We start from the raw sequence: 9,803 nt of genomic DNA, 5'->3' as shown, positions 1-9,803 counted from the left end.
GCGGTAGAAAGACACAAGTTTCGGGTCCTGCGGAAGCGTGGATCTGAATATTTGACATAGTTGTGGAGGGCATGGCCGCTTAGGTCATGTCGAAGAGACATCCTGACCGAGGTTCATGTACCGGGTCTTGTCGCAATCGCCATCGGCTCTTCTGGTTTGCACGACCAGGGGATCAAGCCGGCGGAATGAGCGGCGAGGCGTTCACCGTGCATGAGCATCAATTTCAAGATCAAGTGTCAAAAGGGCGTTTAGTGGATGCCTTGGCATGTAGAGGCGATGAAGGACGTGGCACGCTGCGATAAGTCTCGGGGAGTTGCGAGCAGACTTTGATCCGAGAATATCCGAATGGGGAAACCCACCTTTACGGACCCTGGCGGTCGTTCGGTTGAGCAATCAGCCGGCCGATCACCAGAGTTCGTGTGAGGTATCTAAACCTGAATACATAGGGTTTAGAAGCAAACCCGGGGAACTGAAACATCTAAGTACCCGGAGGAAAGGACATCAATTGAGACTCCGCTAGTAGTGGCGAGCGAACGCGGATCAGGCCAGTGCTCTTATCAATGGAAGTGGAATCGTCTGGAAAGTCGGGCCGCAGTGGGTGACAGCCCCGTACACGTAGCAAAGATAAGAGACTCGAGTAGGGCGGGACACGTGAAATCCTGTCTGAACATGGGGGGACCATCCTCCAAGCCTAAGTACTCCTACATGACCGATAGTGAACCAGTACCGTGAGGGAAAGGTGAAAAGCACCCCGACGAGGGGAGTGAAACAGACCCTGAAACTGGACGCCTACAAGCAGTCGGAGGGCGCAAGCCTGACGGCGTACCTTTTGTATAATGGGTCAGCGACTTCGTCTCTCGAGCAAGCTTAAGCCGATAGGTGTAGGCGTAGCGAAAGCGAGTCTGAATAGGGCGACTGAGTTCGAGGGATGAGACCCGAAGCCGGGTGATCTAGCCATGAGCAGGTTGAAGGTGAGGTAACACTCACTGGAGGACCGAACCCACGTCTGTTGAAAAAGACGGGGATGACTTGTGGCTAGGGGTGAAAGGCCAATCAAACCCGGAAATAGCTGGTTCTCCGCGAAATCTATTTAGGTAGAGCGTCATCCTTATACCCATGGGGGTAGAGCACTGGATGGGCTAGGGGGCCCCAACGGCTTACCAAACCTAACCAAACTCCGAATACCATGGAGTACTAGATGGCAGACACACTGCGGGTGCTAAGGTCCGTAGTGGAGAGGGAAACAGCCCTGACCGCCAGCTAAGGTCCCTAAGTTATCACTAAGTGGGAAACGATGTGGGAGTGCTTAGACAACCAGGAGGTTGGCTTAGAAGCAGCCATCCTTTAAAGAAAGCGTAACAGCTCACTGGTCAAGCGCTCCTGCGCGGAAAATGTAACGGGGCTTAAGTGATACACCGAAGCTGCGGGCTCAACTTTGTTGAGCGGTAGCGGAGCGTTCCGTAGGCCGATGAAGGCAGACCCGCGAGGGCTGCTGGAGGTATCGGAAGTGAGAATGCTGACATGAGTAGCGATAAAGGGGGTGAGAGACCCCCTCGCCGAAAGTCCAAGGGTTCCTGCGCAATGCTAATCAGCGCAGGGTTAGTCGGCCCCTAAGGCGAGGCTGAAAAGCGTAGTCGATGGGAAGCAGGTTAATATTCCTGCACCGGCGGGTAGTGACGGATTCCGTAAGTCGTCAATCCTTATCGGATTGAATTGGCGGCGATGGCGTCCCTGGAAATAGCTCCCGCATTAGACCGTACCCGAAACCGACACAGGTGGACTGGTAGAGCATACCAAGGCGCTTGAGAGAACTATGCTGAAGGAACTCGGCAAATTGCTCCCGTAAGTTCGCGAGAAGGGAGCCTTCGCATTGGGCAACCAGTGCGGAGGGGCACAGACCAGGGGGTGGCGACTGTTTACTAAAAACACAGGGCTCTGCGAAGTCGCAAGACGACGTATAGGGTCTGACGCCTGCCCGGTGCCGGAAGGTTAAAAGGAGGAGTGAGAGCTCCGAATTGAAGCCCCGGTAAACGGCGGCCGTAACTATAACGGTCCTAAGGTAGCGAAATTCCTTGTCGGGTAAGTTCCGACCTGCACGAATGGCGTAACGACTTCCCCGCTGTCTCCAGCATAGACTCAGCGAAATTGAATTCTCCGTGAAGATGCGGAGTTCCCGCGGTCAGACGGAAAGACCCCGTGCACCTTTACTACAGCTTCACAGTGGTATTAGCGATTATTTGTGTAGGATAGGCGGGAGACTTTGAAACCATGGCGCCAGCTGTGGTGGAGTCATCCTTGAAATACCGCCCTGATAATTGTTGATATCTAACCGCGGCCCATGAACCTGGGTCCGGGACCCTGTGTGGCGGGTAGTTTGACTGGGGCGGTCGCCTCCCAAAGAGTAACGGAGGCGCGCGATGGTGGGCTCAGAGCGGTCGGAAATCGCTCGTTGAGTGCAATGGCATAAGCCCGCCTGACTGAGAGACTGACAGGTCGATCAGAGTCGAAAGACGGCCATAGTGATCCGGTGGTCCCGCATGGAAGGGCCATCGCTCAACGGATAAAAGGTACGCCGGGGATAACAGGCTGATGATGCCCAAGAGTCCATATCGACGGCATTGTTTGGCACCTCGATGTCGGCTCATCGCATCCTGGGGCTGGAGCAGGTCCCAAGGGTTTGGCTGTTCGCCAATTAAAGCGGTACGTGAGCTGGGTTTAGAACGTCGTGAGACAGTTCGGTCCCTATCTGCCGTGGGTGTCGGAAAATTGAGAGGAGCTGCCCCTAGTACGAGAGGACCGGGGTGGACGTATCTCTGGTGGACCTGTTGTTGCGCCAGCAGCATAGCAGGGTAGCTATATACGGAAGGGATAACCGCTGAATGCATCTAAGCGGGAAGCCCCCCTCAAAACCAGTTTTCCCTTGAGAGTCGAGGAAGACTACCTCGTTGATAGGCCAGATGTGGAAGTGTGGTGACACATGAAGCTGACTGGTACTAATTACTCGATAGGCTTGATCTTATGATGCTCATGCCCGGCGATCGCTTCGTCGGACTAAGCAAAGCAACACCTCAAACAAAATCAGAAATGTCTCTTCTTTCCGGATCTAACGCGCTGACCGGGTGGTTATTGCAGGGGGACCACACACGTTCCCATCCCGAACACGACCGTTAAGACCCCTAGCGCCGATGGTACTGCATCTTAAGGTGTGGGAGAGTAGGTCGCTGCCCGGTCTGCCCGTTAGATCCCGATTACTCCACGATTTATGTTCTTAAAAAGCCCCGCTCAGCGGGGCTTTTTTTGTGTCCGGATTCCGGAAAATGCGTTGAAATCAGGCGCGTTCCCGCAGCCAGAGGCTGGCCAGGATCTTCATGCCGGCCGTCACGGGCTCGCCCGAATGAAGCGTGCGTTTGTCGGGCTCCCCCTCGGCGTCGACATTCGCGAAGCTGAAGCCGTCGCCGATAACGCCCTGATCCCATTTGATATCCAGGCGCGGAAAGGCGGTCGCGCCACCGGTAAAACCCTCATTCAGGCGCACCAGGCTGGTCGCAATGCGCTGGCCGCGCGCCGCCAGATCGGCACTGGCCCGGGCACCATCATCCACCATGAAGTCGAAATGTGCCCGATATTCCTCGCCGGGCCGGTAGACCAGGACCGAGAGCGGCTCGCCCTGGGCATAGTGACAGCCGGACAGGCCGGCCATGACCGACTTGATGCCCCACAGCGCCAGATCCATGGCACCGTCCGACAGTGTTGCCGTCAGCGACGTGCGATAGGGATCGGCGCGGGTCTGCCCGGTTTGAGGATCGAAGATCTGGGCCGGTTGCAGCAGCGGTGCCGCGCCGGCGGCGAGATAATCACAGGCCACCGCCGGCAGTGCCGCCGGAAAGCGGGTCAGCCGTGGGGCGTCACTCAACACGTCCGCCTGGCCTCGCGGCGTGAGACCGTCCAGGGACAGGTCGCCGAGCTCAGTCAGACTGACGGAGGATCCGGCCTCGTCCTCTGTTTCGGGCAAAGCCTTGACCGGCTCAACCAGCGCCGCCGCCAGCGGGTGGCCGGCCCGGGCCAGGGCCTGGCCCTGTTCCACCAGTCCGGCGGGCCGGGTGCCCGTCTCGGCACAGCGCCGCAAGCGGGCCGCAATCGCGTGGCCCGACCCGTTGCGTGCGGCAAAGGCAAAGGCCCGGTCGGCCAGCTCGTCCTGTCCCGCAAGCAGCGCCAGAAGGCCCAGCTCGAACGCTGCACCGGCATCTTGCCGGTCCAGGGCATCGGTCCGTCTCAACGCCAGGCCGGCCGCTGGCCCGGCGCCATGAACGGCCTCCAGAAAGGCGTGGTGCCGATCGCGGGCAGGTGAGGGCGGCGCGGCCGCAATCCAAGCCCGCGGGCGCTCAGCGAGCCCGGCAGGGGCATCCGGCAGCCCGGTCAGGTGCAGGGCCAGATACATGGCCTGGGCATGCCCGGCACATACCCCGTGCTCCAGCCCGTCCAAGGCGCTTTCAAACTGGCCGGACTGCCAGGCCGCCAGGGCAGCCTGAAGCGTTTCGGCGTCGGATGTCGGCGCGTGGCTCATGCCCTTATCTTACCGCATGCTTCGGGCTGCCCGTAAAGCGCAGCTGGCTGGTTGACGACACATGTCTGTCATCCTACATACGCGCCTCTTCCCGGCTCTGTTGCGCCGCGAAGCCATCCTGATGCGGGGTGGAGCAGTCCGGTAGCTCGTCAGGCTCATAACCTGAAGGTCGTAGGTTCAAATCCTACCCCCGCACCCAATGAAAAGGCGTCCCGTCCGGGGCGCCTTTTTTGGTTTCTGGATTGGTCCGCTGAGGAAGTGGAGCACTCGTTTTGAGCGCGATCCAGCCGTGATCGATTTCGTTGAGTTGGCGCCTCAGAGGGCGAAGCGAACTCCAGCAATTGTAATGCGCGTGCCGGAAGCTAGCGCGTCGATTGCTCAAGGGATCGTTAGAGCTCCGAGACCCTTACAATTGACGCCGCGTGTGTTGCGGAATTCTATGGCGCAAGCTGTGGGCAAGCGAAGGGGATTCTTTTGGATTTCGTATTGAACCGAGAATATTCGCGGAGAGACGACATCCACGAAATTTTCGGAGGGCAACAGCAAGGCGGGATTTCGACCCCAAATTCTCATCCTTACGTCTTTCTGTTCACCGGCGGACCCGGAACCGCATATGGCTACGAAGACAGATGGATTGACGAAGATTGCTTCACCTACACGGGTGAGGGCCAAGTCGGCGACATGGAATTCGTACGAGGCAATCGAGCGATCCGAGATCACCTTCAAAACGGAAAAGCTCTCTTATTGTTTGAAACGACGGGTAAGGGCGGACCGGTCGTGTTTAGGGGGCAGTTCTTCTGTCAAAGTTGGGAGTATTTTCAGGGCCCGGATGTCGAAGACAATTTGAGGCGGTCCATCCGGTTTCATCTTATCCGTCTCGGAACGGACCGAAGTGGTGGACGCAGAAACGGCTCTGCAACTGCGCCGAATGCTTCCAAATCCTTTGCCGAGTTACGGGGGAAGGCCCTGGCTGTCGGAACAGAGCCACTAAATTCGGATTCCAAAGTCGCAAGTCGAAATTACTATGAGCGAAGCGACTTAGTTCGTGAATACGTGTTGGCGCGGGCGAATGGAATTTGTGAGCTGACCGGGCGCCCCGCTCCGTTTTTTCGCAAAGACGGATCCCCGTATTTGGAGGTGCACCATACGCGTATGGTGTCCGATGAGGGGCCAGACCATCCTCTTTATGTGGGCGCAATTCATCCTGCTGTTCACCGCGAAATTCACTATGGAATAAACGGAGAGCAATTGAACCAGGAACTGCTCCAGAAAATAGCCAGGATCGAAACAGCCCTCGCCGAGAGTGTTGATGACGGAGTCGGGTAGGCGGCCTGCAGCAATCGAAATGACAGCTGGGTTGGTTTCCGCCGCCCCGCACCCATTGAAAAGGCGTCCCGTCCGGGGCGCCTTTTTTGTTTCGGGCTTCAGAAGCTTGGGCTCAAACCGCCTCGATGCGGATGGCCAGGGCGCCGGTCAGGTCGAAAGGGTTTTCGACGCGGATGCTGATCTGGCGGGTGCCGGGACGGGTCTGGGTGACCAGAACCTGGCCGGAGCGCAGCTGGATGCCGGCATCGCCGACCAGGCTTTCGGCACCGTCCAGGACGATGTCCTGATCTCCGACCAGAAGCCGGATCCGGTATTGCTCGGCATTGCAGCGGGTTTCCAGGCGCAGCACGCCGTCTTCCCAGTTCTCGGCATTGATATCCGCGATGGCGCAGCGGGTGGAGACGTGGGCGTTGAGACCGTAGGAGAGCTCGTGGGCGGTAGCCGGGGCGCTCGCGAGCAGGCTCGCCGACACAAGTGCCGCCATGCCCGTCACACCGCGAATTGTCCCTAACACACGCATTCCAGACCCAGTCGGTTGTCCGATCAGGGCCCATGGATACCTGCTCCGGCGCCATCGCGCGCGCGAAACTTGTTTTCAGGGCTAATGCGACTTTAAGAAAATATCTAAAATGGGATGAAACTCAGCGTCACCACGTCCGAGTAGCGACCGGCATAGCTGGCAGGGACGGCATCGACATCCACGGTCATGCGCCCGGTCTGGATGTCGCTGGACCGGTAGGGCAAATCCACGGTGGCGCCGGCCGCACCGGTCAGGTCTACCGGCGTGCCGGACAGGCTGGCGCGATAGGGAATGCGCCCAAAGGCTTCACCGCGTTCATGGACGAGATAGCCGCGATTGTCGGAAACCAGAGTGACCGCCACTGCACTATTGGTCCGGTAGAAGAAGTCCGACTCGCCCCTCGCCCCATTGCCGACATCGCCCAGATCAATGGCCTGGTGTCCGCCAGCGCTTTCGCCTTCAAAGCGCAGGGCGGGTTCCGCCTGGACCTGGACGGGCAGGCGGGTCTCGCGGTCTCCGGTGGTGAAATTCAAGGTCTGGCCGTAACTGTCCGGCACCACGAACTGGCCCGCCGCCAGTCGGTAGAATTCAAAGGTCAGCGTCTCACCATTGACCAGACGCCGGACGGCCTGCGAGCTCATCCGCCAGGTGGAGCCGTCCTGACGGACCGCGTCGGACCGCTCCCAATCAGCTTGCAGAAACGAGCCGGAGGCTTGAAGGAGCGGATTGGCGGCACTGCCATTCTCGATGGCGATCGTGATCACTTCGCGCTCGCAGCTGCGGCTCAGATCCTGCGCCTCCACGCGCAGCTGGAGGGCGATGATCGTGTCGGTGGCGCGGCTGGCATCATAGCTGAAACCGGATTGCTGGGAGGCCTCGACACCGAAGCCCTCGCACGGGGCCGGTTGTGCACGGGCCGGGGCGGACAGGGCCAGCGCGCCCAGGGCGATCAGGCTGCACAGGCGGATCATGGCTCTCGCTCCGCGGTCAGGGGGCCCAGATCGATATAGGCCGCATCACCGTCCGGCACGCTGAAGCGGAAACGCCAGCCCGGCCGGGAATCCAGGCGTGCTTCATATTCGCCCGGCAGGAGGGCGTTGAAGGCGGCCCGGCCGGTCCGGTTGGTGAAGAAGGGCTGCTGGGCCCCGGTTTCCAGATTTTCCAGCATGCCAAACTCCAGCTGGGCCGGCCCTTCTTCCAGCAGAAGGGTCGCGACGGCCGTGCGGAAGGCCGCCGTTCCGACTACGATCCGCGTTCCGGTCAGGCTGCCGGGCAGGACGGTGTAGCGGCCCGGTCCGATATCATAGCCCGGCGGTGCGTCGGGCGCATCCACGCGCAGGGGCAGGGGTCGGAAAGGGGCTTCGGTGCGGATGATGGCGGGCCCGAATTCGTCCACTTGGGCCAAGGCGACGGTGGAGGCTCCGGTCGTGATCTGAACCGCACTGTCGTGCAGGCTGGCATGCCGGTCAAACATGACGAAGCCGCGCCCCGGATCCCGACCCATCCCCCATTGCCCGTCGGCATAGGCGAGGCCGGTCTGAAGGCGAAGGCCCAGCGTGGCGCGCTCGTCCAGCGTTGCGGTCTCCGGCGTATAGGCGCCGTCCAGCTGCACGCCCAGGCGCGAGGTCTCAACGCCGATCGAGCTCTGCCAGTCGGTCTGAGACTCCCGGTGCACGGCAGACGCCCGGGCCTGCAGGTTGGGAATTCCGCCACCACGCGAGCGGCGGACGTCAAACCGCGAGGTGCCGCTCAGACTGTCATGGCTGTAGCTGGCATAATTGCGCCCCCCGAAGCGGCGGCTCAGCGTCAGGAAGAGGCCGGTCTCGTCGTCGCGGGCCTCATAGGCGGTGTGGCGCAGCGTGGCCGAGGCGATGACCTCGCCAAAGCGCCGGTTGATCCCGGAGAAGACGGATGCGCTCCGGCCGTCCGGGGAGTGGGTGTCCTGATATTGCGCTCCTGCCGTGATCGAGAGCCGGTCCGACAGATTGACCCGGGCATCGCCGCCCAGGCTCCAGCGCGTATCGGACAGGCTGGCCGGATCGGCCAGGTTGGCGAAGTGGTCGCCATAATAGTCCAGCCGGAGATTGAGCGTCGTATAGCGGGTGTCCGGCCAGTAAGGCCCTCCGGAAAAGGCAAGTGCGATGGCCCCGTCTGCCGGGCTGAAGCGGCCATCGCTGGCCGTGAATTCACCTTGCAGGACACCGCCCCAGACCGGCCAGGCGCCGCCGCCGCTCAGCGATTGGAGGTCGGGCGTCACGGCCAGACCGCCGGTCACCGTCAGGCTGGAATGGATACCCCTTGTCCACATCGCGCCCAAGACAGGCCTGTCGAAGTCATAGCTGAATCCGGTCGCGTCCGCGTCCCGGGCAAAGCCGGCCGCCCAGACCATTTCGTCCAGGCCCGGGGCCAGGAGCGCGATATTGGCGGACAGGGAGAAGCTGTCGACTTCATGGCGGCCCAGATCATCCTCGACCATGATGGTCACGGTGTTGGAAGTGTTGGCCAGCGGAATGTCGCGCAGGTCAATCGGGCCGGGCCCGGCCGAGAACCGGTCGACCAGGGCACCGTTGACATAGACTTCGACCGTGGAGGGCCGCTCCAGAAGAAGGGAGCGGTCGCCGGTTGGGCGGATATTCCGGGTGGGCTGCAGCGCGCGGTAATTGGTTTCGTAGGACAGGCCCAGCAGGTTGAGAACGCCCTGGTTTCGCGCCAGTTGCGGGGCGAGGTCGCCGGCTGAGAGGCGTTCGGCAGATGCGGGACGGTCGATGAAGGCCAGGACGCGGTCGCGCCGCAGGCTTTCCTCGCCGCTCGCGGTAAACGCATAGCGGCCGCCCCAGTCGATTGAGACGCCCCGGGCGCCGCCGAAATTCAGGAAGCCATTGAGGCTGAGATCACCGCTCGCCCCCCGCGAGTCTGTCACGCTGTCATTGAGACGGGCGGCACCGGTCACGCCAAAGGCAAAGCCGGATGGCTCGATCACCTCATCGCCCCAGATCACCCAGTCCGGGGCCAGCGATGTGGAACTTGCCGCCCGCCGCTCAAGCGCGATTTCCAGCTCCAGTGTCAGGCTCTGCGGATTGAGAGACAGGTCCAGGCCGAGGGCCGCGATCTGTTCCACGGGCAAAGGGGCAGAGCCCAGGGCCAGAAGCGCTTCCCGGGTTTCCGCATTGACCAGCCCGTCGATCGCGGCCGCGAGGCCTGTGGGCGAAATGCGGATCAGCTCACGGGTCGTGGTGTCGACCAGGACGGACGGGTAGCGTGTCTCATCGACGATGAGGGGCAGGCTGACCGTGAAGGCCTGATCGGGCTGACGGGCCTCGGCCGGCTCCGGTGCCAGGACCAGCAGGGCGGTGGTCAGGAGAAAAGTTCGCACGGCCCCCACGCTGCGCGCGC

General features: G+C 61.1%; 5 protein-coding genes, 1 tRNA gene and 2 rRNA genes. 4 read left to right on the top strand and 4 right to left on the bottom strand.

The genetic code is table 11. From position 1 onward, the window contains the following. Positions 1 to 227: 227 nt before the first annotated feature. A 23S ribosomal RNA gene (locus FCS99_RS07250) occupies positions 228 to 3,018 on the top strand. A 97-nt stretch (positions 3,019 to 3,115) separates the two neighbouring features. Then, positions 3,116 to 3,230 (top strand): 5S ribosomal RNA (rrf, locus tag FCS99_RS07245). 98 nt (positions 3,231 to 3,328) lie between these two features. Here rrf and FCS99_RS07240 read toward each other — a convergent pair. Next, the gene (locus FCS99_RS07240) at positions 3,329 to 4,564 is read right to left on the bottom strand and encodes a prolyl hydroxylase family protein (protein ID WP_138511416.1); all 1,236 of its coding nucleotides are present in this window, start codon (positions 4,562 to 4,564) and stop codon (positions 3,329 to 3,331) included. Between the two features lie 122 nt (positions 4,565 to 4,686). On the opposite strand from FCS99_RS07240, the gene FCS99_RS07235 reads away from it, so the two are divergent. Then, positions 4,687 to 4,763: transfer RNA gene (locus FCS99_RS07235), tRNA-Met, on the top strand. 275 nt (positions 4,764 to 5,038) lie between these two features. Continuing rightward, positions 5,039 to 5,890 (top strand): HNH endonuclease, encoded by an 852-nt coding sequence (locus FCS99_RS07230; RefSeq protein WP_138511415.1) that lies wholly within the window; start codon positions 5,039 to 5,041, stop codon positions 5,888 to 5,890. Between the two features lie 112 nt (positions 5,891 to 6,002). Here the strand turns inward: FCS99_RS07230 and FCS99_RS07225 are convergent, their stop codons facing one another. From FCS99_RS07225 to FCS99_RS07215, 3 genes are all read right to left on the bottom strand, one after another. Beyond that, positions 6,003 to 6,374: a hypothetical protein gene (locus FCS99_RS07225; protein WP_138511414.1), complete on the bottom strand. Its 372-nt coding sequence runs from the start codon at positions 6,372 to 6,374 to the stop codon at positions 6,003 to 6,005. A gap of 140 nt (positions 6,375 to 6,514) precedes the next feature. Beyond that, positions 6,515 to 7,381: a hypothetical protein gene (locus tag FCS99_RS07220; RefSeq protein WP_138511413.1), complete on the bottom strand. Its 867-nt coding sequence runs from the start codon at positions 7,379 to 7,381 to the stop codon at positions 6,515 to 6,517. Continuing rightward, complete coding sequence (locus tag FCS99_RS07215) at positions 7,378 to 9,783, bottom strand: fimbria/pilus outer membrane usher protein (RefSeq protein ID WP_171036278.1); 2,406 nt, start codon at positions 9,781 to 9,783, stop codon at positions 7,378 to 7,380. Before FCS99_RS07215 ends, FCS99_RS07220 begins: the two co-directional genes overlap by 4 nt. Positions 9,784 to 9,803 lie beyond the last annotated feature (20 nt).

The organism is Maricaulis alexandrii (assembly GCF_005871165.1).
In the GTDB taxonomy this organism is placed as follows: Bacteria; Pseudomonadota; Alphaproteobacteria; order Caulobacterales; family Maricaulaceae; genus Maricaulis; species Maricaulis alexandrii.
The sequence above is the reverse complement of the archived record's forward strand: the minus strand, read 5'-3'. Positions and strand labels throughout refer to the sequence as shown.